The sequence below is a fragment of the Dactylosporangium sp. NPDC051087 genome (genome assembly GCF_055586325.1).
The window spans coordinates 442,211-463,965 of record NZ_JBVJIJ010000002.1; the positions used below are offsets into that span (position 1 = coordinate 442,211).

Here is a 21,755-nt window from a genome sequence, read left to right on the forward strand (position 1 = left end):
CGGATCAGGTGCGCCGGGGCATCCGGGGTCGTAGGGTGCCTAACGTGCTCAAGGGATTCAAGGACTTCATCTCGCGCGGCAATGTCATCGAGCTTGCCGTCGCCGTCGTCATCGGGGCCGCGTTCAACGACGTGGTCAAGGCGTTCACGGACGGCTTCCTCCAACCATTGATCAAGCTGACCGGCGGTATCGGGGTCGACGACAAGAACCAGGGCCTGAAGATCGGCGAGCAGTATCTGGCGTGGCCGTCGTTCCTGAACTCGGTGATCGGGTTCCTGCTGACCGCGGCGACCGTCTACTTCCTCGTCGTGCTGCCGATGAACAAGCTCGCCGAGCGGCGCAAGCGGGGGATCGAGCCGGAGCCGTCGGCGCCCGCCGAGGACATCCGGCTGCTGACCGAGATCCGCGACCTGCTCGCGACCGGCACGGTCAACCGGCCGACCGAGCCGACCGGCGGCGCGCACGCCGCGCCGGTGCGGCCGTCGGACAGCTGACCGTCGGCTGACTCCAGGGGCGTGGCAGACTCGGTGGTGATGGGACGCAGGCCGAAACCGCAGCTGATCACCACCGCCGAGCGCACGCCCGAGCAGGAGCTCCGGTCCCGCGAGCGGCGCTATGTGGCGATGATGCTGCTGCGCGGCCTGTGCGTGATCGTGGCCGCGGTCCTCGTCACGGCGAAGGTGCCGATGCTGTGGTTGTGGCTGAGCCTGCTGCTGGCCGGGGCCCTTGTCCTGCCGTGGGCGGCGGTGCTGCTCGCCAACGACAGGGGTCCCCGGCCCGAGCACCGCTTCCGCAACAAGCTGCAGGCCCGGCGGCAGCAGCAGTCACACCCGGACCCGGCACACGCGATCACCGACCGCGAGCACCCCGAACCAAAGATCATCGACGTGGAAGCGACGCGCCGAAGCGACGGCTGAGCGTCGCGAAAAAGGCGCGAAAGCGCGAAAAACGCGAAAGGCGCGAAAAAGGCGGCGCGGCCTCAAGCGACGACCGGCCGGCCACCGGCCCGGGACACCGCCAGCGCGCCGAGCCGGGCACCGCCGGCGAGCGCGTCGGCCGGAGCCGCCCCGCTGAGCCACGCCGCGAGAAACCCCGCGGCGAACGCGTCACCCGCACCGGTCGGATCGACCACCCGCTCGACCGGCACGGCCGGCACGTGCACCGGCCCGGCCGACGGCCCGGCCCAGGTCGCCCCGCCCGCGCCCGACTTCACGACCACCGCGCCCGCCCGGTCCAGCAGCGCCACCGCCAGGTCCCCGGCCGTGCCGGGCCCGGCGAGGACCCGCGCCTCGTCGAGGTTGGCGAAGAGGAGGTCGACGTGCGGCAACGTGGCCTCGAACCGCTCCAGCGGCGCGGCCGACGCGGCGTCGAGGCTGGTCGTGAGGCCGCGCTCCCGGGCGGCGCGCAACGCGTGCAGGCCGGCCGGCGCGCAGTCCGGGTCGAAGAGGACGTACGCCGACAGATGCAGGTGACGCGCGTCAGGAGCGAGGTCGAGGGCGCGGTCGGCGTCGGCGGGGGACAGCAGCCGGTTGGCGCCCCGGTCGGTGAACATCGTGCGCTCCGCGTCGGAGGCCAGCACGACGACGGTCCCGGTCGCCACCCCCGGCACCCGGCGGACCGTCGCCGTGACGCCGGAGGCGGTCAGCTCGGCGACGCGCGCGGTGCCGGGCTCGTCGTCGCCGGTCACCCCCGCGAAGATCACCGGATGCCCGGCGGAGCCGAGCCAGGCGGCCGTGTTCGCCGCGGAGCCGCCGCCGCGGATCAGGACCGAGGCGAGGGTGTCGGAGCCGATCGCCAGGGGACCTTCGTGGACGGTGACGATGTCGGTGACCACGTCGCCGACGACGATGACCGTCACAGCGCCGCGGCGATGCGCGCCGCCAGGCCGGCGTTGCGCAGGATGATCCTCACGTTGACGTCCAGCGAGCGGCCCTCGGTCGCGGCGTGGAAGTGTGACAGCAGGTGTGGGGTGACGTCCTTGCCCGTCACGTGGTCGCGCTCCAGGCCGGCCAGGCCGTCGGCGAGGACCCGGTCGTGCAGGTCGGGGTCGAGCTGCTCGTCCACCGGCAGCGGGTTCGCGATGATGACGGCCCCGTGGTGTACCCCCTGCGCCCGGGCCGCCCGCACGATCGCCGCCGCGCCGGCCGGGTCCTGCACCGACCAGTCGAGGCCGAAGCCCGAGTCGGACAGGTAGAAGCCGGGGAACCGGCGGGTGCCGTAGCCGACGACGGTCACGCCCAGGGTCTCCAGGCGCTCCAGGGTGGCGCCGACGTCCAGGATCGACTTCACCCCGGCGCAGATGACGGTGATCGGCAGCCGGGACAGCGCCGTGAGGTCGGCCGACTCGTCGAACGTGGTGCCCGCGCCGCGGTGCACCCCGCCGAGCCCGCCGGTGGCGAAGACGGCGATGCCGGCCGCGACCGCGATCGCCGAGGTCGCCGCCACGGTCGTCGCGCCGTCCGCGCCGGCCGCCGAGGCCGGGGCCAGGTCGCGCACCGACAGCTTCACCACGTCGTCGCTGCCGGCCAGGTGCTCGATCTCGCTGTCGGCGAGGCCGACCACGATCTCGCCGCCGAGCATGCCGATCGTGGCGGGGACGGCGCCCGCGGCGCGGACCGTCGCCTCGATCTCCCTCGCGACGGTCAGGTTCGACGGCCGGGGCAGCCCGTGCGAGATGATGGTGCTCTCCAGCGCGACGACCGGCGCGCCGGACTCCCGGGCGGCCGCGACCTCGGCACCGTAGCGGATGGCATGGTTGATCACCACGCAACGATAACCCCGGTCGCGGTGCGGCAAGGCGGCCGTTGGCCTGGCAGACTGGGACCCGTGACACAGACTCCCGAAGCTCCCGACGGCGGCGGCTCGACGCTCACGGACGAGCGCGTCGAAGAGCAGACCGACTATCGCTACGACGCCGGCGACCACGAGAAGTTCTCGCACTACGCGCCCAAGGACAAGATCATGCAGGCCATGATCGAGGGCACGCCGGTGCGGGCGCTGTGCGGCAAGCTGTGGGTCCCGTCACGCGACCCGAAGCGCTTCCCGGTGTGCCCGGTCTGCAAGGACATCTACGAAAACGTCGTGCAGAACGACGACCCTTCCTGACCGGTCGTACATCTGTCGTAGTGACGTTCGGCGCGGATCGGCGCAACGCCCGTCCGCGCCCGCTAGGCTGAGCAACGCCTTCGAGGTCCAGCGACCCGGAGGCGTTTCTGTGTGGGTTCGTCATGGTCTTGAGGGGGTGCCGCATGCCGCCGCGTCCGGTGGTGCAGGCAGGACAGACGCTCCGGGTGTGGCAGCGCAAGGCACTCATGGAATACCTGCGTGGCAAGCGGGAGGACTTCCTCACCGTCGCCACGCCGGGCGCCGGCAAGACGACGTTCGCGTTGCGGATCGCCCTTGAGCTGTTCGGCGACGGCACGATCGACAACCTCACCGTCGTGACGCCGACCGAGCACCTGAAGAAGCAGTGGGCCGACGCCGCCGCCCGCGTGGGGATCGACCTGGACCCGGGCTTCCGCAACGCCGACGTGCACACGTCCTCCGACTTCCACGGCACCGTCGTCACGTATGCGCAGGTCGGCGTGGCCCCGGAGGTACACAAGCGGCGGACGATCACGAGAAAGACCCTCGTCGTCCTGGACGAGATCCACCACGCCGGCGACTCGAAGTCGTGGGGCGACGGCGTCAAGGCCGCGTTCGAGCCCGCCGTGCGCCGGCTGATGCTGACCGGCACGCCCTTCCGCTCGGACGACAACCCGATCCCGTTCGTGCAGTACGAGCGGGGCAACGACGGCATCGCCCGGTCACGCTCCGACACCACGTACGGCTACGCCGAGGCCCTCGCCGACGGCGTCGTGCGGCCCGTCATCTTCCTCGCCTACTCCGGCGAGACCCGCTGGCGCACCTCCGCCGGCGACGAGCTGGCCGCCCGCCTCGGCGAGCCGATGACCCAGGACCTCATCTCGCAGGCGTGGCGGACCGCCCTGGACCCGACCGGCGACTGGATGGCGCAGGTCCTGCGCGCCGCCGACGCCCGACTGCAGGTCCTGCGCTCGGGCGGCATGCCCGACGCCGGCGGCCTCGTCATCGCCAGTGATCAGACCGCCGCCCGCGCCTACGCGAAGGTCCTCGGCGAGATCACCGGCGAGAAGGCCGTCGTCGTCCTGTCCGACGACCAGGGCTCCTCCGGCCGCATCGCCACGTTCTCGGCGTCCACCGAGCGCTGGATGGTCGCCGTCCGCATGGTGTCCGAAGGCGTCGACATCCCGCGGCTGGCCGTCGGCGTGTACGCCACCAGCGCCTCGACGCCGCTGTTCTTCGCCCAGGCGATCGGCCGTTTCGTGCGTGCCCGCGGCACCAACGAGACCGCGACCGTCTTCGTGCCGAGCGTGCCGCACCTGCTGGAGCTCGCCTCCGAGATGGAGGCCCAGCGCAACCACGTCCTCGGCGCCCCGAAGACGAAGGAGGGCTTCGAGGAGGACCTCCTCGAGCGCGCCCAGCGCGAGGAGAAGGCGGGCGACGAGCTGCTCAAGAGCTTCGAGGCGCTGTCCGCGACCGCCGAGCTCGACCATGTCATCTTCGACGGCACGGCCTTCGGCGTCCCGGCGCAGACCGGGACGCCCGAGGAGGAGGAGTATCTGGGCCTGCCCGGCCTCCTCACCGCCGACCAGGTCACCGCGCTGCTCTCCAAGCGCCAGGCCGAGCAGGTCGCGGCCGAGAAGCGCCGCGCGCCGGCCGCCGCGGCGACCATCGCCCCGGAGCAGCCGAAGACCGCGGGCGAGCGCCGCATCGTGCTGCGCCGCCAGCTCAACACCCTGGTCGCGGCCCATCACCACCGCACCAACCTGCCGCACGGCAAGATCCACGCCGAGCTGCGCCGCCTGTGCGGCGGCCCGCCGAGCGCCCAGGCGACGATCGAGCAGCTCGAGGAGCGCATCGCCACCATCCAGACCATGTGACCGGCCCGCATGGTCTGGGAGTGCCCGCTATCGGTGGTTCGCGTGGTCAGCGGGCCCCGGATACGGCCGTAGGGCGCCCCGGAAGGGACGCCCTACGTGCACGGGTATTGGTCAGCTGGTCGTGATCTCGGTGCCTCGCCACGTGAAGTCCGGGGCGACTGCCACCTCCACCGCGATCTTGACCAGTTGGTCGGCGTACTTGTTTGCGTGATGTCCACAGAAGATCAGGTCGCCGCCTTCGGCGAGCCGAACTCGTAGTTTGCCTGCCGCGCTGCAGCGGTCGCACCGTTCCTCGGCGGCTGGGGGCGCTGCCGTCTCCGGCGGCGGCGTGAGGGTCGGGGTCATCGCCTTCCTCCTCTGATCGTCACCGACGAACGCTTCCTTGCGTCGTTCACAGATGGTTCAACACCGTGTTGCCCGACATCGTTCCCACCTCGCGTGCGGGACCGACGTCACATTTTCGTCTTGCCCACGGGAGCCGGAACCGCAACACCCGCTACGTGCTTCCTATCGCGCCACGGCGGCGATCACAAGTGGGTTCGTGCGACGGCACCCCTCCCTCATGCCCTCGGTGACCGGAAACACACCCGGGCTGCCCCAAAAGGGACAGCCCGGGTTCGCGCAGAGCGGAATGTGAGGATCAGTCGAGGTAGTCGCGCAGGACCTGCGAACGCGACGGGTGGCGCAGCTTCGACATCGTCTTGGACTCGATCTGGCGGATGCGCTCGCGGGTCACCCCATACACCTGGCCGATCTCGTCCAGGGTCCGCGGCTGGCCGTCGGTGAGGCCGAACCGCAGCCGCACGACGCCCGCCTCGCGCTCCGAGAGCGTCTGCAGGACCTGCTGGAGCTGGTCCTGCAGCAGCGAGAAGGAGACCGCGTCGACCGCGACGACCGCCTCGGAGTCCTCGATGAAGTCGCCGAGCTGGCTGTCGCCCTCGTCGCCGATCGTCTGGTCCAGGGAGATGGGCTCACGCGCATACTGCTGGATCTCCAGCACCTTCTCCGGCGTGATGTCCATCTCCTTGGCCAGCTCCTCCGGGGTGGGCTCGCGGCCCAGGTCCTGGAGCAGCTCGCGCTGGATGCGGCCGAGCTTGTTGATCACTTCGACCATGTGCACCGGGATACGGATGGTGCGGGCCTGGTCGGCCATGGCGCGGGTGATCGCCTGCCGGATCCACCAGGTGGCATACGTGGAGAACTTGTAGCCCTTGGTGTAGTCGAACTTCTCGACGGCACGGATCAGACCGAGGTTGCCCTCCTGGATGAGGTCCAGGAAGGCCATGCCGCGGCCCGTATACCGCTTGGCGAGCGAGACGACGAGTCGCAGGTTGGCCTCGAGCAGGTGGTTCTTGGCGCGCTCGCCGTCGCGGGAGATCCACATGAAGTCGCGGCTGGCGGGCATGACCATCGGCTCGCCCGCGTCCTCGGCGGCCCGCAGCCGCTCGGCGGCGTAGAGGCCGGCCTCGATCCGCTTGGCGAGCTCGACCTCCTGCTCCGCGTTGAGCAGGGGGACCTTGCCGATCTGCTTGAGATAGGCACGGACCGAGTCGGCGGACGCCGTCAGCTCCGCGTCACGGCGGGCCTGCTTGAGCGCCTCGGACTCCTCGTCGTCCCACGCGAAGTCGTCGTCCGTCGCGGTGGCCTCGGCGTCGGCCTCGACGGCCTTGACGACCTCGACCGGCTCCTCGGCGACGACGTCCTCGATCTCGGCCGCGAGCTCGGCGTCGTCGATCTCCTCCAGCTCCGGCTCGTCGCCGCCGGCGCCCTTCGGGGCGGCGGGGTCGGCCGGGTCGCCGGGGGCGGCCTTCTTCACGGGTCCGGCGGCGGCCTTCTTCGCCGGTGCCGCCTTCTTGGCCGGCGCGGCCTTCACCGGTGCGGCCGCTGCCGCGGCCGGTGCGGCCTTCTTGGCGGGAGCCGCCGGTGTCGGTGTCTTCTTCACGGGCGCCCTTTCCACCCCCGAATCCGGCGAGGACTCGACGGCTGTCAGCGGCTTGGCGGCCGGCGCCTTGCGCGCCGGTGCGGCCTTGGCGGTGGCCGCCTTGGATGCCGGGGTCGCGGAGCGTGCCGCGGCGACCCGGCGCCGCCCGTTGGCGGAGTCGTCGACCACGACGGTGACTCCCGCCTCGGCCAGACTCCTGAGCAGCTTCTTGGCGTGTGCGGGGGTCACATCTGCGGTGTCGACCGCCTGCGCGACCTCCGCCGACGTGAGGTGGCCGCCATTGGCGGCCGCACGCGCGATCAGCGAGTCGGCGAGCGAGCGTACGTCGACGCTGGGCTGGTGAGCTGCTGTCACGAACGACCTTCCGGTGCGATGAGCGAGCGACGGCCGGTGCGGCCGAGTTCGCGCACGGCGCGGCCGTGCTGAGTGGGCCTGGGTGCTTTTGGTGGCGCCCGTGTGCCGTGCGTCCGGGGCGGATTCACGAGCGACAGCGGGCAGCGCGTGAATTGTAACGCTCTCTCGCCCCAACATGCCGCCTAGCGGGCCCATACGCCACGTTGTGACCGAACGGATGGGGCGGATCCGGGCCCTGAAAGGATGGGGTGCATGGATCGCGGACCCGAACTGCTGGCCATCGCGGTGCCCATCGCCCGGGAGGCGGCGGCCCTCGCGCGGGCCATGCGCGCCGCCGGCGTGGACCCCGTCGCGACGAAGTCGACGCTCACGGACGTGGTGACGGCCGCCGACCGGGCGGTCGAGCGGCAGGTCCGGGAGGCGATCCGCGCGGCCCGCCCCGGCGACGCCGTCCTGGGCGAGGAGTACGGCGGCGGCGCCTCCGGCAGCGACGTGCGCTGGGTCCTGGACCCGATCGACGGCACCGTGAACTATCTCTACGACCTGCCGCAGTACGCCGTGTCCCTCGCCGCCGAGGTCGGCGGTGTCGTCGTCGCCGGGGTGGTCATCAACGCCGCGACCGGCCGGGAGTGGACCGCGGTGCGGGGCGGGGGTGCGCACGCCGACGGCCGGCGGCTGTCCGGCTCCGCGCAGACCGACCTGCGCCAGGCGCTCGTGGGCACCGGGTTCGGCTACGCCGCCGACCGCCGCCTGCACCAGGCGACCGTCCTCGCCGGGCTGATCGGCGACATCCGCGACATCCGCCGCTTCGGCGCCGCCGCGATCGACCTGTGCCTCGCCGCCGAGGGCAGCCTGGACGCCTACTACGAGAAGGGCCTCAACGCCTGGGACCACGCCGCGGGCGGCCTGGTCGCGGCGGAGGCGGGCCTGCTGGTGACCGGCCTGGCGGGCGCCGCGCCCGGCCCGGACATGGTGGTGGCGGCCCCGCCGGCCCTGCACCAGGGCCTGCACGACCGCCTGGTCGAGCTGGACGCGGAAAAGGGCCCCTGAGGGTCCTTGACGGCCCTCGAGGCCTCCGCAGGCCCCCACGGGGGCGCTACGCCTCGGCGCAGGTGCCCTCGGGCAGCTCCGGGTTGCCCAGCGCGCCGATCGACTGCTTGACCTCGGTCACCGTCGGCAGCTGCTGGAAGCGCCCGCCGAGGATGACGTCGACCTTGTCGTCCTGCCGGTTCTTGTCGAACTCGTCGGCGGACTTGTTCAGGAAGTACGCCCGCACGAGCCACGCGGCGCCGACGGCCTTCGGGCCGAAGCGGATGATGGCGACCGTCTCGGCCGGCTTCTTGATCGGCGGGTTGGGTGCGGCGTTCTGCACGGTGGCCTTGAACCCGCGGCTGGCGAAGTCGTCGGTGATGGCGCCCGCCAGGCCGGGCTTGCTGGTGGCGTTGAAGACGTTGAGGTTGACCTGCTTCTCTTCGGGCAGTGTGTCGTTGACCATCACGGCGTCCTGAGCGCACTCGTTGGCCGCCGTCGGATTCGTCTGCCGGTCCTTGACCAAGGCGATGACCACGAACACCGCCGCGGTGACCACGAGCAGCCCGACCACGGCCAGTGCTCTCACCCGCGCAAAACTCATGGCAGTGCTTCTCCCCGACCCCAGAGCGACTCCGTCACCAGATAGACGCTCTGGCTGCCGGGAAGGTTAGCGCCTGTCGGAGATCCATGTTGAAGTCCCACCCGGGATACCACAAAGTTCCTACTCGCCGTTGCGGGACGACTCCCCACGGAAACGCCCGTGCGGAGGTAAGGTCGCATCCGCCGCGCCCCCGGCGGATCATTGGCGGGGGAAGTTGTTGTGTCGCCTGAGTCACATTGGGAACAAGTTTCCGCGAGTAGGCGTACAACAAACGCACGAGAGCGGTAAGGTACGCCGCCCGTTGGACGTTGCACCGGGCGCCGACACCTATGGGCGAATGAATTGGGAGTGTGAACACCGATGGCCACCGACTACGACGCGCCGCGTCGCGACGAGGTCGACCTCGGGGAGGACAGCCTCGAGGAGCTGAAGTCCCGCCGGACCGATGCGCAGTCGGCGATCGTCGATGTCGACGAGACCGACCTGGGGGAGACCTTCGAGCTCCCCGGCGCAGACCTCGCCGACGAGGACATGACGGTCAAGGTCCTGCCGATGCAGGCCGACGAGTTCCGCTGCTCGCGCTGTTTCCTGGTGCACCACCGCAGCCAGCTCGCCGCCGAGCGCAACGGGGAGCTGATCTGCCGGGAGTGCGTCTGACCGCGAGTTGATCACGCGGATCTGGCGGAGGCGTGCTTGAGTCGTAGGCGGCACCGTTTCACACCCTCGGAGGTAGACGATGGCCCAGCCCGACGAGCTCGCCGAGAACCAGCCCGTGGCCGCCGCTGCGGCGGCGGCAGGCGGACAGGCCGACGAGGCGGAGCTGTCCGCCGCGGTGACGGCGCTGACCGACGAGGGCGTCGAGCAGAAGGAGCGCCGGCGCCTGCTCGGCCGGCTCGTCCGTCTCGAGATCCGCGAGCGGGGCGTCAAGGACCTGTTCCGGCCCCAGCGGGCGATCGCCTGGATCACCGACTCCGTGACGAGGGTCGCACCGCACATTCCGGTCCGTGACCTCGACACGCTGATCGAGCACCACGGGGGGCTCGAAGGCGACGCGCTCGCCGAGCGGCTCGTCCGCAACGCGGCGCGGGTCACCGCGGGCATCGGCGCCGCGGGCGGCGGCGTCGCCGCCGTGGAATGGGCCGTGACGCCCAGCCTGCTGACCGCCCCCGTCCTGCTGGCCGCCGAGACGGTCGCCGTGGTCGCGGTGGAGATGAAGCTGATCGGCGAGCTGCACGCCGTCTACGGCCGCCCGGTCGAGGGCACGGGTGCCGAGCGCGCCGTGTCCCTGATCCAGGCGTGGGCCGAGCGGCGCGGCATCAACCCGCTGCGGGTTGGCGGCAGCGTCGCGGCCGCCATGGGCACCGCGCTGCGCAAGGAGCTGCGGGACCGGCTGCTCAAGCGCTTCGGGCGCAACCTGAGCACCCTGGGGCCGTTCCTGACCGGCGCCGCCGTCGGCGGGTTCCTCAACCGGCGGGCGACCCTGGCCCTCGGCACCGACATCCGCAAGGACCTGCGGTCGGGCCGGAAGGTCATCGAGGGCTGAGCGCCGCCGCGAGCTTCTCCGGGTGACGGGTGCTGATCAGCCAGTACGGCGTGGGATCGGCCTCGTCCGCCACGTCGACGCGCACCGCGCCGCCGATCCACGGCCGCTGGATGACGAACGCCTCCGGGTCCGCATAGGGCCCGAGCAGGTCACGCTTGTCCTCGGCGGACAGCGCCGTCACCTCACCGACGTATCGCAGCGGGATGTGCGCGTCGTCGACCCGTAGCTCGCCGTTGGACACCTCGACACGCACGCGTCCCAGCCACCACAGCCCCACGGTCGCGAGGGGCAGCAGCACGAGGTAGGGGATCCAGGTCGCCAGGCCCGGCGCGCCGAGCCGGACCTCGGCCGCGAGCAGCCCGGCGATCGCCGCCGCGGGCAGCCAGAGCCACCAGGGGACGGTGAGGCGCTCACGGTACGAGCGGGACGAGGTCACGAGTGCGAGGGTACGTGTCCGGCGCCGACAGGCACCCGGCAGGATGGAGGCATGACGGTGGAGGTTCACGTGCGGCGGCTCGACCCGGAGCTGCCGATGCCGGCCTACGCGCACCCCGGCGACGCGGGCGCTGACCTGGTGGCCGCCCGTGACGTCGACATCGCCCCGGGCGAGCGGGCGCTGGTCCCCACGGGGATCGCGATCGCCCTGCCCGACGGGTATGTCGGCCTGGTGCACCCGCGGTCGGGTCTCGCGCACCGGCTCGGTGTGACGGTGCTCAACGCGCCGGGCACCATCGACGCCGGGTACCGCGGGGAGATCCTGGTGAACCTCGTCAATCACGATCGGGTGATCACGGCCAAAATCAGCCGGGGTGACCGGATTGCCCAGCTTGTGGTCCAGCGCGTGGAGCGGGCACACTTCCACGGCGTCGACCACCTTCCCGATACTGTGCGCGGAGCCGGCGGTCACGGATCCACCGGTGGTCATGCTGAACTGGAGGCAGAGCAGTGATCTTCTCGCGCAAGAGCGGGAGCGGACGGCACGCGAAGGACGACACGCGCGCGAGCGGGACCCGCAGCCTCGAGGAGGAGCTGGGCCTGGTCGACGACGAGCCCGAGGAGCCGGTCGCGCCCAAGGCGGCGCGCCCCGAGGGCCCGTATGACGTCACCGAAGCGCCGGCCGGCATCCCGCAGCTCGACCTCGGCGCGCTCAAGGTGCCCGCGGTCGACGACGTGGAGGTCCGCGTCCAGGCCGACAACGAGGGCAAGATCCAGCAGATCGTGCTCGTCCACAACGACAGCGCGCTGCAGCTCGGCGTCTTCGCCGCGCCGCGCAGCGAGGGCATCTGGGGCGAGGTCCGCGGCGAGATCCGCAAGCAGCTCTTCACCGACGGCGTCGCGGCCGAGGAGGCCGACGGCGAGTGGGGCGTCGAGCTGCGGGCCCGCGTCCGCACTCCCGACGGCCTGACGGACATCCGGTTCGTCGGCATCGACGGCCCCCGCTGGCTGGTCCGCGCGGTCTTCCAGGGCCCGGCCGCCGTCGACCCGGCCGCCGCGCCGCCGCTGCTGGCGTGCCTGCGCAACCTGGTCGTCGACCGCGGTCACGAGGCGATGCCGGTCCGCGAGCCGCTCCCGCTGCACCTGCCGAAGGAGGTCGCCGAGGCGTCCGCCGACGGCAGCACCTCGGAGGTCCCGCTCACGCAGGCGGCCAACGGTGCGGGTGAGGCCGATGGGCCGGAGCGCCGAAAGCCGTCACCGAGGCCCCGGCGCAAATAGCCACCATGAGCTGTACCGTCGTAGTGGGTGTCATGTCTGGCCGAGGAGGGTGGCACCGACATCATGACCACGGACAGTGAGAGAGACGTCGATCCGTCCGCCGTGCAGGCGAGGGGGCTGCGGAAGTTTTTCCGCCGCCTCACCGCCAGCGAGGCGGAGCTCGACGCCGAGGAGCTGCAACGCGACGCCAAGCAGTGCGGCAGCATGCCCGCCCTCGCCTGCCGCCGCGGTCAGGTCGTCAGCCTGAAGGGCCGGTTGCGCACCGTGGTCTACACGCCGCGGACCAACCTGCCTACCCTGGAAGCGGAGCTCTTCGACGGCAGTGACCTGGTGACCCTGGTCTTCCTGGGTCGCCGGCACATCGCGGGCATCGAGCCGGGTCGAGCGATCACGGCCAGAGGCCGCATCGCGGTCCGGGACGGCCGTAAGGTGCTCTACAACCCGTACTACGAGCTCGACTCACCCAGATGAGGCCGGATGCAGCCAGGTAAGACCACGGACGCCGACTCCGAAGCTCCACTGCCACCCTTCTCGGTGCAGATGTCCGAGCAGCTGGGCGGGGTGCGCGGGCTCGTCGAGTCGAGCATCCCGATCACGCTCTTCATCGTGGTCAACTTCCTGGGCGACCACTTCGGCTGGTGGCCGCTGCGCACGTCGCTGATCATCGCGGTCGCCGCCGCGCTGTCCATCGCCGCCTACCGGCTCAGCCGCCGCGAGTCGATCCGCCACGCGATGAACGGCGTGCTCGGCATCGCGATCGGCGCCTGGCTGGCGTGGAAGAGCGGCGACGCCAAGGACATCTACCTGCCCGGCATGGTCCTGACGGGCGTGTATGCGGCGGGCATGCTCGCCTCGGTCGCGTTCCGCCGGCCGCTCGTCGGCTGGCTCTGGTCGGTGATGCTCGACAAGGGCGGCACGCGCTGGCGCGACAACCCCCGCCTGCTGCGCGCCTTCGGGTGGCTGACCGTGCTCTGGGCCGTCGTCTACCTCGCGAAGCTCGGCGTGCAGATCCAGCTGTGGCGCGACAACGCCGACGACCTGCTGGGCATCGCCCGGCTCGCCCTCGGCTGGCCGCCCTACGCCCTGCTCGCGGCCCTCACGGTCTGGCAGGCCCGCCGCATCATCCGCAGCACCGAGCCCGCCGCCGAGGAGCCCGCCCGCCAGCCGGCCGCCCATGAGGTGGCCCGCCCGGCGGACTGACGCGCCGCTGGTCGCCGGGGCGGTTCATGGCTCCGGTCCGCCGTGGCCGAGGCCCGTTGCTCCCGTCAGCGGCCGGTCAGGCCCCGAGGGGGCCTGACCTCTCCCGCCGCCGGTAGTGGCCCAGCCGCGGCCGTCCCGGCCGCGATCACCCATCGCCCATGATCCGGAAGACCTTGGGCACTCATAGGTGCACAAAGTCTTCCGGATCATGAAAAGCGGGTCAGAAGAACTGCGGGCCGCGCTTCTTGCGGGTGTTCTCCACCGAGTCGGCGCCGAGGATCACCGCGCGCACCGAGTCCTCCATCTCCGACGTGACGACGAACACCAGCTCGTCGCCGGCCTCCAGGGGGTCGTCGGGCGTCGGGACGAGGACCCGCTTGCCGCGCAGGATCGCGACCAGCGCCGAGTCGTGCGGCAGCGGCACGTCGCGGACGGGATGGCCGACATACGGCGCGGTCTCCGGCAGCGTGATCTCCACCAGGTTGGCCTCCGACTGGCGGAAGGTCATCAGGCGGACCAGGTCACCGACGGAGACGGCCTCCTCGACCAGCGCCGCCATGAGCCGGGGCTTGCTGACGGAGACGTCGACGCCCCACTGCTCGTTGAACAGCCACTCGTTCTCGGCGCGGTTGATGCGGGCCACGACCCGCGGCACCGCGAACTCGGTCTTCGCCAGCAGCGACACCACGAGGTTGACCTTGTCGTCGCCGGTGGCGGCCACGACCACGTCGCAGGAGGCGAGGTCGGCCTCCTGCAGGGAGGACAGCTCGCACGCGTCGGCGAGGATCCACTCGGCGGCCGGGACCCGCTCGGGGCGGACCATGCGCGGGACCCGCTCGATGAGCATGACCTGGTGACCGTTGTCGACGAGCTCGGTGGCGATCGAGCGGCCGACGTTGCCGGCCCCGGCGATGGCGATCCGCATGGTCAGTGTCCCCCTTCGGGAGCGGAGCCGGTGACCTTCGTCACGGCGGCGACCATCTCGTCGGTGACGAGCATGAACGGGAGGTCGCCGTCCTGGATCACGGTCGACGCGGTGGGCAGCATCGCCAGGCCGAAGCGCATCAGATACGCCAGCCGCGTGCCGCTGCGGGCCTCCAGGTCGCCGACCGAGCGGCCGATCCAGTCGGGGTGCATGGGGATCTCCATGATGGAGACCGTGCTGGTCGGGTCGCGCCAGATCTCCACGTTGCCCTCGGGCACGAGGTGGCGCAGCATGCGGTCCGCCGTCCACCGGACCGTGGCGACCGTGGGGATGCCGAGCCGCTCGTACACCTCGGCGCGCTTCGGGTCGTAGATGCGCGCGACGACCCGCTCGACGCCGAACGTCTCGCGGGCGACCCGGGCGGAGATGATGTTGGAGTTGTCGCCGGAGGACACCGCCGCGAAGGCGTCGGCCCGCTCGATGCCCGCGGACAGCAGCACGTCGCGGTCGAAGCCGATGCCGGTGACGGTCGCGCCGGTGAAGTCCCCGCCGAGGCGCCGGAAGGCGTCGGCGTCGGAGTCGATCACGGCGACCGAGTGTCCGCGCTGTTCGAGGCTCAGCGCGAGGGTCGACCCCACGCGTCCGCACCCCATGATCACCACGTGCACGTAACGCCTCCGATGTGTGCGGCACTCGTGTTGAGGATGCCATGCGCGGGCCGGACCGGTGTATCCGGCAGGCGTGCGACCCGTACGCTTAGCGGTCGTGGCCAGTCCCACCTCCCTGATGAAGCGGCTGCTCCTGGGCCGACCGTTCCGCTCGGACCGGCTGAAACACACGCTGCTGCCCAAGCGCATCGCACTGCCGGTCTTCGCCTCCGACGCCCTGTCCTCGGTCGCCTACGCCCCCGACGAGATCCTGCTGACGCTGTCGATCGCCGGTGCGGGGGCGTTCTTCATCTCCCCGTGGGTCGGTCTGGCCGTCGCTGTGGTGATGCTCACGGTCGTCGCCAGCTACCGGCAGAACGTGCACGCGTATCCGTCCGGCGGCGGCGACTACGAGGTCGCCTCGGTCAACCTCGGGCCGCGCTTCGGTGTCGCGGTCGCCAGCGCCCTGCTCGTCGACTACGTGCTGACGGTCGCCGTGTCGACCGCGTCCGGCGTGGCGAACCTCGGGTCGGTCGTGCCGTGGGTCGCCACCCACAAGGTCGCCATCGCGATCATCGCGATCGCCCTGCTGACCGCGCTCAACCTGCGCGGCATCCGGGAGTCGGGCAGCGCCTTCGCGATCCCCACGTACGGCTTCATGATCGTGATGATCGGCATGATCCTCACGGGCTTCTTCAAGATCTTCGTGTTGGGCGACGACCTGCGGGCGCCGAGCGCGGGGCTGCACATCGAGGCCGAGCAGACCAACCTGACCGGCTGGGCGATGGCGTTCCTGCTGCTGCGCACCTTCTCCTCCGGCTGCGCCGCGCTCACCGGTGTCGAGGCGATCTCCAACGGCGTGCCCGCCTTCAAGGAGCCGAAGAGCAAGAACGCGGCGACGACCCTGCTGCTGCTCGGCTCGATCTCGATCACCATGCTGCTCGGCATCATCCTGCTGGCCCGCAAGACCGGCCTGCAGTACGTCGAGGACCCCGCCCGCCAGATCACCTCCGGCCCGCACGACTACGTGCAGAAGACCGTCACCACCCAGCTCGGCGAGACGGTCTTCGGGTCCGGCTCGATCATGCTGTACGTCGTCGCCGTCATCACCGCGCTGATCCTGTTCCTCGCGGCCAACACCGCGTTCAACGGCTTCCCGGTGCTCGGCTCGATCCTCGCCCAGGACCGTTACCTGCCCCGCCAGCTGCACACCCGCGGCGACCGCCTCGCGTTCTCCAACGGCATCATCCTGCTGGCGCTCGCCGCGATGGTCCTCATCATCGGCTTCCAGGGTGAGGTCACCCGGCTGATCCAGCTGTACATCGTGGGCGTGTTCGTGTCGTTCACGCTGTCGCAGGCCGGCATGATCCTGCACTGGAACCGGCTGCTGCGCACCGTCCGCGACAAGGGCACCAGGTCGCGCATGATCCGGTCCCGCACGATCAACATGATCGGCCTGAGCATGACCGGCGCCGTGCTCGTCGTCGTGCTCATCACGAAGTTCCTGCTCGGCGCGTACATCGCCATCATCGCGATGATCGTCATCTACTTCCTGATGGTCGGCATCAAGAAGCACTACGACACGGTCGCCCGCGAGCTGATGCCGGCCGAGGACCGGCCGGTCCTGCCGTCGCGCAACCACGCTGTCGTCCTGGTCAGCAAGGTGCACCGGCCGACGCTGCGGGCCGTCGCCTACGCGCAGGCCACCCGCCCCGACACGCTGACCGCGCTCACGGTCAACGTCGACGACCACGACACTCGCAACCTGCAGCAGGAGTGGGAACGCCGCGGCATCCCCGCGCCGCTGACGGTCGTCGACAGCCCGTACCGCGAGATCACCCGCCCGATCCTGGACTTCGTGCGGTCGAAGCGGCGCGACTCGCCCCGCGACGTGGTCACCGTCTTCATCCCCGAATACGTCGTCGGGCGCTGGTGGGAGCACCTGCTGCACAACCAGAGCGCGCTGCGGCTCAAGGGCCGGCTGCTCTTCGAGCCCGGCGTCATGGTCACCAGCGTCCCCTGGCAGCTCAGCTCGATCGACGACGTCGACATGGCCAAGCTCGACGCCGCCTTCACCCGCGGACCGCAGCGCGGCCCCCGCCGCGCACCTGAGACACCGGCCGAATGACGGTCCTCGAGCTCGAGGTCGGGGCCGTCGCGCACGGCGGGCACTGCGTCGCGCGGCACGACGGCAGGGTGATCTTCGTCCGGCACGCGCTGCCGGGGGAGCGGGTCCTCGCGCGCGTCACCGAGGAACGCAAGGGTTTCCTGCGCGCCGACGCCGTCGAGATCCTGCTGCCGTCGCCGGACCGGGTCATCCCGCCGTGCCCGTTCGCGGGCCCCGGCGCCTGCGGCGGCTGCGACTGGCAGCACGCCGACCCGGCCGCGCAGCGCCGGCTGAAGTCGCAGGTCCTCACCGAGCAGCTGGCCCGGCTCGCGTCGTTCCCGGCGTCGGTACCGGTGGAGGCCCTGCCCGGCGGGGCGCTCGGCTGGCGCACCAGGGTGCAGTACGCCGTCGACGACGAGGGACGGGCCGGATTCCACCGCCACCGGTCGGGCGAGGTCATCCCCGTCGACCGGTGCAGGATCGCGCACCCGGCGATCCAGGCCCTGCCCGTCACGTCCGAGCGCTGGCCGGCCGGCTCGACCGTCGAGGCCGTCGCCGCGTCCGGCGGCGAGACCGCGGTGCTGACCCGCGCCGGCCGCAGCGGCCGGCTGACCGGCCCGCCCGTCCGGATCCGTGAGGTCGCCGCCGGCCACGACTGGAGCGTCGACGCCGGTGGGTTCTGGCAGGTCCACCCGCACGCCGTGGAGACCTTCACCGGCACGGTGCTGGAGATGCTGCGACCGGCGGCGGGGGAGCGGGCCTGGGACCTGTACGGCGGTGTCGGCCTCTTCGCGGCCACCCTCGCGCCGCACTGCGGTCCCGTCACCGTCGTGGAGGGCGACCGCCGGGCCGTCGCCGCGGGCCGTAAGGCGCTGCGCGACCTGGCGAACATCCGGTTCGTCAACGACGACGTGACGGCCGCGCTCGCCAACCCGCGCTGGCGCAGCGTCGACCTGGTCGTGCTCGACCCGCCCCGGGCCGGCGCCGGCCGCGAGGTGGTCACGTCGATCGCGGCCAGGTCGCCGCGCGCCATCGCCTACGTCGCGTGCGACCCGGCCGCGTTCGCCCGGGACACCGGTCTCCTGCTGGGTCTCGGGTATTCGCTGTCGCAGGTCCGCGCCTTCGACAGCTTCCCGATGACCCAGCACTTCGAGACCATCGGCCTGTTCGTGCGGAGCTGAGGCGTGCCGGGCTAGAACGGCCACTGGCCGCGCTCGCCGGCCTCCAGCAGCGGGATCATCGTGAAGCCCGCGTCGGTGAGGCCGCCGAACGTCCAGCGGTTGCGCACCTGCGGGGTGTGGCCCATCCGGTAGCCGGCGAGGTTCCACGTGAACAGCGGCACGTGCTCCGGCAGCGACGTCGAGACGTTGCCGTCGTAGGAGGCCTGCTCGTCGGTCAGGATCACCACCCGGCTGTGCTTGCGGTAGTGCTCCCGCACCGCCGACGCCGTGTTGGTGCCGCCGTTGTGGAAGTGCCCCTTCGCCTTGAACCGGTCGATCCCGCGCAGCAGCGACTCGCCGCGTTCGACCGGGAACACGGTGGTCCGCGTCGAGAACGACACGACCTTGGCCCGCTCGCACCGCAGCGCGAGCGCCAGCCCGAAGATCACCGCCGCGTCCCACCGCATGAGCGTGCCGTCCTTGGAGAACACCGAGTGCATCGAGCCCGACGTGTCGATCAGGATCAGCGTGCTGCCGGGCAGCTCGGGGATGCCCGCCAGGCTCTGGTTCAGCGCCCGCTCCAGAGCCCACGCCCACCGCAGCGAGGGCGCCGCGCGGTACGCCGACAGGAACCGCATCGGCAGCTGCCGCGACCGCGCCACCTCGTCCGGGTCCGCGAGCTTCGCCGCCACCCGCTCGGCGACCGCCTCGGACACGCCGGCCTGGTCGAAGTTGCGCAGGTTGCGCAGCAGCGCCATGTAGCCCATCGACGGGATGAGCGCCTCCCACAGCAGGTGCTTCGGCAGCCGGGAGCCGCCCAGCGACAGCGCGTCCTCCCAGGTCATGCCGGCCGCGCGGAGCCGCTCGGGGTCGAGCAGCACCGACGGGTCCCGGGCCGCCTCGCCGCGCAGGGCGGCGTTGGCGGCGACCATCGTGAGCGACTCCGCCACGCGCGGCTCGGGCCGGTTGTGCCGGCGGTCGAGCGCGAACGTGAACAGATCGCCCTGCGCGGCGCCGGCCGGGGACGGGTGGGTCAGGTCGAGCACGTCGGCGAAGCGGAACGCGTGGCTGGCCGTGTCGTACTTGAGCAGGTTGCGCTCGCTGTACAGCCGGACGGCCGCGTCGGCGACGCCCCGCTTCACCGGCTTCGGCACGGCACGGCCGTAACGCGACGTCCAGTACGCGAGCAGCTCACCCGGCTCGTCGGCGCGCTGCAGCACGTCGGCGACGACCCGGCGGTGCTCGCCGGTGCCGTTGACCAGGCCGGCGGCGAGCCGCGCCCGGACGTACTCGGCGGCGCCGACGAGCGACGCGCTGCGCAGGTTGGCGCCCTTGCGCAGCCAGCGCAGGAACCGGGCCGTCCACAGCGGGTCCTGGACCGCGGCGGCGCCGACGAGCTCGCGGAAACGCCGGTCGCGGTCGCCGGCCGACTCGTAGAACGTCTGCTCGCCGACCATGTTGGCCACGGCGAGCAGGAACAGCTCCGACTTCAGGTCGCGCGAGTAGCCCGGGCCGCCCTGGTAGGTGACGCCGTCCGGGCGCCGCTGCGCACGCGCGGTCTTCAGGTTGAACTTCGCCATCCGGGATCACCTTCCTTGTGTCGAAAGACAAAGATGTCCCGTCGTGGTGACCCGAGATCCAGGCGGCGCCGGCACAAAGTGCTCTGTCCGCTGAGCTACGTCCCGAAGGGCCGGGACGGCAGGATTCGAACCTGCGACCTCTCGATTAACAGTCGAAGTATCCGGCGCCTACGCACCGGGCCACCACGGCGGAACATCTGTGCCGGGAACCGTAGCAGCGGATATTCACGTGACGCTCGCCATTTTCCGGCCCGATGATGTGGCGATGTTCGATGTCCGTGCCGTCGATCTGCGGCTGCTCAACTCGCTGACCAAGTACCCGTCGATCCCGACGTACCACACCCTGGATCCCCGCAACGGGGGTCTGACGGACCCCGCCACGGTGTTCCCCGGGGACGTCATCGCGACGGAGAAGGTCGACGGGACCAACAGCCGTGTCGTCCTGCTGCCCGACGGCACCTACCTCATCGGATCGCGGGAGGAGCTCCTGTACGCGAAGGGCGACCTCATCGGCAACCCGGCACTCGGCATCGTCGAGCAGCTCAGGCCGATCGCTGAGCGGCTGCCCGCCGGCGACGGCATCCGCGTGTACTTCATGGAGCTCTACGGCGGCAAGGTCGGCGGGGCGGCCAAGCAGTACACCAGCGACCCCACGCACTTCGGGTGGCGGCTCTTCGACGTGATCGACCTGGCCGGCTGGCAGGAACCGCTGTCGTGGCCCGGGCCGCGGATCTCGGCGTGGCGCGATGCCGGCGGCCAGCCCTGGGTGCCCGAGGACGCGCTGGTGGCGCTCGCCGCGGCGGCCGGACTGTCGCTGACGCCGCGGCTGTGGCACCGGCCCGGTGCGTCGCTGCCCACGGCGATCGCGGACATGCACGAGCTGCTGACCGCGTCGCTGCCGGCCACGCTGGTCGGGCTGGGCGGGGTCGCGGGCCGCGCCGAGGGGATCGTGCTGCGGGCACCGGACCGGTCGGTGATCGCCAAGGCGCGCTTCCAGGACTACCAGCGGACGCTGCGCAGGGTTGTCGTACCTCGCACGTAGACTCGCCCCAGTCGCTCGTCGAGTGGGGGTTGCTGGGGATGTCCAAGCTGCGGGAACGGCTCGCCGAAGGGGTGCCGCTGGTCGCGGTCAGCTTCGGCGACGAGGACGCCGGGCGGGACGCGGCGCTCGTCCGTGACCTGCGCGTCGACGTCGCCGAGCTGCGCGTCGACTGGTATGCCTCGACCGACCCCGGGCACGCGCTCAGCCAGGTCCGGCCGTTCGCGGGCGCGGCGACCCTCGCCACGGTCCGGTCCAAGGACGAGGGGGGCTACTGGGCGGGTGACGAGCCTTCGCGGTTGCGGCTCTACGAGGCGCTCGTGCCCGAGGTCGACGCCGTCGACGTCGAGCTGGCCTCCACCGAGATCCGCGCCGGCGTGGTCACCGCCGCCGGGGCGCACGGCACCCTCGTCATCCTGTCCCACCACGACTTCACGGCCACGCCCTCCCCGGCGCGCCTCGACGCGCTGGCCGAGGAGGGCTTCGCCGCCGGCGCCGACCTGGTCAAGGTCAGCACGATGGCGCACGGCCCCGACGACCTGCGGACCCTGACGGAGTTCACCCTGCGCCACCAGCACCGCGGCGTGATCGCGATCGCGATGGGCGCCGAGGGGGCCGCTTCGCGGCTGATGCTGCCGGTGCTCGGGTCGAGGATCACCTATTCGGCGATCGGCGGGCGCCCGGCGCCGGGGCAGCTGCCGTTCGAGGAGACGGTGCGGCTGCTGGAGCTGTTCTCGCCCCGCTTCGCCGCCCGGCGGCGGTCCGGTGGGCCGGGTGAGTCCCGGTGACCGAGCCGACCGAGCCCTCGCCCCGCCCTGTGCCGCCGACTCCACCGGACCCCGCGTCGCAGCCGCCGTCGTCCCAGCCGTCGCCGTCGTCGCAGCCGCACTCTTCGCAGGCGCCGTTGTTGTCGCAGCCGCAGTCGCCGTCGTCGTTGCAGGCGTCGTCGTC

General features: G+C 71.6%; 24 protein-coding genes and 1 tRNA gene. 15 read left to right on the top strand and 10 right to left on the bottom strand.

What is annotated here, in order from left to right; translation table 11 throughout:
• Window positions 1-44 precede the first annotated feature (44 nt).
• Together mscL and ACZ6TV_RS05540 are read left to right on the top strand one after the other, a co-directional pair.
• Window positions 45-494 carry a large conductance mechanosensitive channel protein MscL gene (gene mscL, locus ACZ6TV_RS05535; protein WP_465295671.1) on the top strand — a complete coding sequence of 150 codons (450 nt, stop codon included), beginning with the start codon at window positions 45-47 and terminating at the stop codon, window positions 492-494.
• Between the two features lie 39 nt (window positions 495-533).
• Entirely contained in the window at window positions 534-917 is a 384-nt protein-coding gene (locus ACZ6TV_RS05540; protein ID WP_465295673.1) for a DUF3099 domain-containing protein, read from the top strand.
• 62 nt (window positions 918-979) lie between these two features.
• Here ACZ6TV_RS05540 and ACZ6TV_RS05545 read toward each other — a convergent pair whose 3' ends face one another.
• Together ACZ6TV_RS05545 and ACZ6TV_RS05550 are read right to left on the bottom strand one after the other, a co-directional pair.
• The gene (locus ACZ6TV_RS05545) at window positions 980-1,858 is read right to left on the bottom strand and encodes a carbohydrate kinase family protein (RefSeq protein ID WP_465295675.1); all 879 of its coding nucleotides are present in this window, start codon (window positions 1,856-1,858) and stop codon (window positions 980-982) included.
• The gene (locus ACZ6TV_RS05550; RefSeq protein WP_465295677.1) at window positions 1,855-2,763 is read right to left on the bottom strand and encodes a pseudouridine-5'-phosphate glycosidase; all 909 of its coding nucleotides are present in this window, start codon (window positions 2,761-2,763) and stop codon (window positions 1,855-1,857) included. The genes ACZ6TV_RS05545 and ACZ6TV_RS05550 overlap by 4 nt, the downstream gene beginning before the upstream one ends.
• Before the next feature lie 63 nt (window positions 2,764-2,826).
• Here ACZ6TV_RS05550 and ACZ6TV_RS05555 point away from each other — a divergent pair, with 63 nt between their 5' ends.
• The gene (locus ACZ6TV_RS05555) at window positions 2,827-3,105 is read left to right on the top strand and encodes a DUF3039 domain-containing protein (RefSeq protein WP_465295679.1); all 279 of its coding nucleotides are present in this window, start codon (window positions 2,827-2,829) and stop codon (window positions 3,103-3,105) included.
• 143 nt (window positions 3,106-3,248) lie between these two features.
• Complete coding sequence (locus ACZ6TV_RS05560; protein ID WP_465295681.1) at window positions 3,249-4,961, top strand: DEAD/DEAH box helicase; 1,713 nt, start codon at window positions 3,249-3,251, stop codon at window positions 4,959-4,961.
• Between the two features lie 111 nt (window positions 4,962-5,072).
• On the opposite strand, the gene ACZ6TV_RS05565 is transcribed toward ACZ6TV_RS05560, so the two are convergent.
• The gene (locus ACZ6TV_RS05565) at window positions 5,073-5,306 is read right to left on the bottom strand and encodes a DUF7455 domain-containing protein (protein WP_465295683.1); all 234 of its coding nucleotides are present in this window, start codon (window positions 5,304-5,306) and stop codon (window positions 5,073-5,075) included.
• Between the two features lie 295 nt (window positions 5,307-5,601).
• Window positions 5,602-7,257, bottom strand: coding sequence for an RNA polymerase sigma factor (locus tag ACZ6TV_RS05570; RefSeq protein WP_465295685.1), 1,656 nt, complete (start codon window positions 7,255-7,257; stop codon window positions 5,602-5,604).
• A 252-nt stretch (window positions 7,258-7,509) separates the two neighbouring features.
• Here ACZ6TV_RS05570 and ACZ6TV_RS05575 point away from each other — a divergent pair, with 252 nt between their 5' ends.
• Window positions 7,510-8,307 (top strand): inositol monophosphatase family protein, encoded by a 798-nt coding sequence (locus ACZ6TV_RS05575; RefSeq protein WP_465295687.1) that lies wholly within the window; start codon window positions 7,510-7,512, stop codon window positions 8,305-8,307.
• A 46-nt stretch (window positions 8,308-8,353) separates the two neighbouring features.
• Here the strand turns inward: ACZ6TV_RS05575 and ACZ6TV_RS05580 are convergent, their stop codons facing one another.
• Window positions 8,354-8,890, bottom strand: coding sequence for a LytR C-terminal domain-containing protein (locus ACZ6TV_RS05580; protein ID WP_465295689.1), 537 nt, complete (start codon window positions 8,888-8,890; stop codon window positions 8,354-8,356).
• 360 nt (window positions 8,891-9,250) lie between these two features.
• Between ACZ6TV_RS05580 and ACZ6TV_RS05585 the strand changes: the two genes are divergently transcribed.
• Complete coding sequence (locus ACZ6TV_RS05585; RefSeq protein ID WP_203846057.1) at window positions 9,251-9,547, top strand: DUF4193 domain-containing protein; 297 nt, start codon at window positions 9,251-9,253, stop codon at window positions 9,545-9,547.
• 79 nt (window positions 9,548-9,626) lie between these two features.
• Window positions 9,627-10,433, top strand: coding sequence for a hypothetical protein (locus tag ACZ6TV_RS05590; protein ID WP_465295692.1), 807 nt, complete (start codon window positions 9,627-9,629; stop codon window positions 10,431-10,433).
• On the opposite strand, the gene ACZ6TV_RS05595 is transcribed toward ACZ6TV_RS05590, so the two are convergent.
• Window positions 10,420-10,869 carry a DUF3093 domain-containing protein gene (locus ACZ6TV_RS05595; RefSeq protein ID WP_465295694.1) on the bottom strand — a complete coding sequence of 150 codons (450 nt, stop codon included), beginning with the start codon at window positions 10,867-10,869 and terminating at the stop codon, window positions 10,420-10,422. The genes ACZ6TV_RS05590 and ACZ6TV_RS05595 overlap by 14 nt on opposite strands.
• A gap of 51 nt (window positions 10,870-10,920) precedes the next feature.
• Here ACZ6TV_RS05595 and dut point away from each other — a divergent pair, with 51 nt between their 5' ends.
• From dut to ACZ6TV_RS05615, 4 genes are all read left to right on the top strand, one after another.
• On the top strand, window positions 10,921-11,382 hold the full coding sequence (gene dut / locus ACZ6TV_RS05600; RefSeq protein WP_354791310.1) for a dUTP diphosphatase: 462 nt from the start codon (window positions 10,921-10,923) through the stop codon (window positions 11,380-11,382).
• Window positions 11,379-12,146, top strand: a complete 768-nt coding sequence (locus ACZ6TV_RS05605; protein WP_465295696.1) for a DUF3710 domain-containing protein — start codon at window positions 11,379-11,381, stop codon at window positions 12,144-12,146. The genes dut and ACZ6TV_RS05605 overlap by 4 nt, the downstream gene beginning before the upstream one ends.
• A gap of 63 nt (window positions 12,147-12,209) precedes the next feature.
• Window positions 12,210-12,617 (top strand): OB-fold nucleic acid binding domain-containing protein, encoded by a 408-nt coding sequence (locus ACZ6TV_RS05610; protein WP_465295698.1) that lies wholly within the window; start codon window positions 12,210-12,212, stop codon window positions 12,615-12,617.
• A gap of 6 nt (window positions 12,618-12,623) precedes the next feature.
• Window positions 12,624-13,346 (top strand): DUF3159 domain-containing protein, encoded by a 723-nt coding sequence (locus ACZ6TV_RS05615; protein ID WP_465295700.1) that lies wholly within the window; start codon window positions 12,624-12,626, stop codon window positions 13,344-13,346.
• A gap of 220 nt (window positions 13,347-13,566) precedes the next feature.
• Here the strand turns inward: ACZ6TV_RS05615 and ACZ6TV_RS05620 are convergent, their stop codons facing one another.
• Complete coding sequence (locus ACZ6TV_RS05620; RefSeq protein WP_465296128.1) at window positions 13,567-14,277, bottom strand: potassium channel family protein; 711 nt, start codon at window positions 14,275-14,277, stop codon at window positions 13,567-13,569.
• On the bottom strand, window positions 14,274-14,939 hold the full coding sequence (locus ACZ6TV_RS05625; protein ID WP_465295702.1) for a potassium channel family protein: 666 nt from the start codon (window positions 14,937-14,939) through the stop codon (window positions 14,274-14,276). The genes ACZ6TV_RS05620 and ACZ6TV_RS05625 overlap by 4 nt, the downstream gene beginning before the upstream one ends.
• Window positions 14,940-15,036: 97 nt before the next feature.
• On the opposite strand from ACZ6TV_RS05625, the gene ACZ6TV_RS05630 reads away from it, so the two are divergent.
• A complete protein-coding gene (locus ACZ6TV_RS05630; protein WP_465295704.1) occupies window positions 15,037-17,046 on the top strand; it encodes an APC family permease in 2,010 nt (669 codons plus the stop codon).
• Window positions 17,043-18,206: a class I SAM-dependent RNA methyltransferase gene (locus tag ACZ6TV_RS05635; protein WP_465295706.1), complete on the top strand. Its 1,164-nt coding sequence runs from the start codon at window positions 17,043-17,045 to the stop codon at window positions 18,204-18,206. The genes ACZ6TV_RS05630 and ACZ6TV_RS05635 overlap by 4 nt, the downstream gene beginning before the upstream one ends.
• 11 nt (window positions 18,207-18,217) lie before the next feature.
• Here the strand turns inward: ACZ6TV_RS05635 and ACZ6TV_RS05640 are convergent, their stop codons facing one another.
• Window positions 18,218-19,765, bottom strand: coding sequence for a vWA domain-containing protein (locus ACZ6TV_RS05640; RefSeq protein WP_465295708.1), 1,548 nt, complete (start codon window positions 19,763-19,765; stop codon window positions 18,218-18,220).
• A 110-nt stretch (window positions 19,766-19,875) separates the two neighbouring features.
• Window positions 19,876-19,943 (bottom strand) — tRNA-Ser (locus ACZ6TV_RS05645).
• Between the two features lie 87 nt (window positions 19,944-20,030).
• Here ACZ6TV_RS05645 and ACZ6TV_RS05650 point away from each other — a divergent pair.
• Together ACZ6TV_RS05650 and ACZ6TV_RS05655 are read left to right on the top strand one after the other, a co-directional pair.
• Entirely contained in the window at window positions 20,031-20,807 is a 777-nt protein-coding gene (locus ACZ6TV_RS05650; protein WP_465295710.1) for an RNA ligase family protein, read from the top strand.
• A 38-nt stretch (window positions 20,808-20,845) separates the two neighbouring features.
• Window positions 20,846-21,592 carry a type I 3-dehydroquinate dehydratase gene (locus tag ACZ6TV_RS05655; protein ID WP_465295712.1) on the top strand — a complete coding sequence of 249 codons (747 nt, stop codon included), beginning with the start codon at window positions 20,846-20,848 and terminating at the stop codon, window positions 21,590-21,592.
• The last annotated feature ends 163 nt before the right edge of the window (window positions 21,593-21,755 follow it).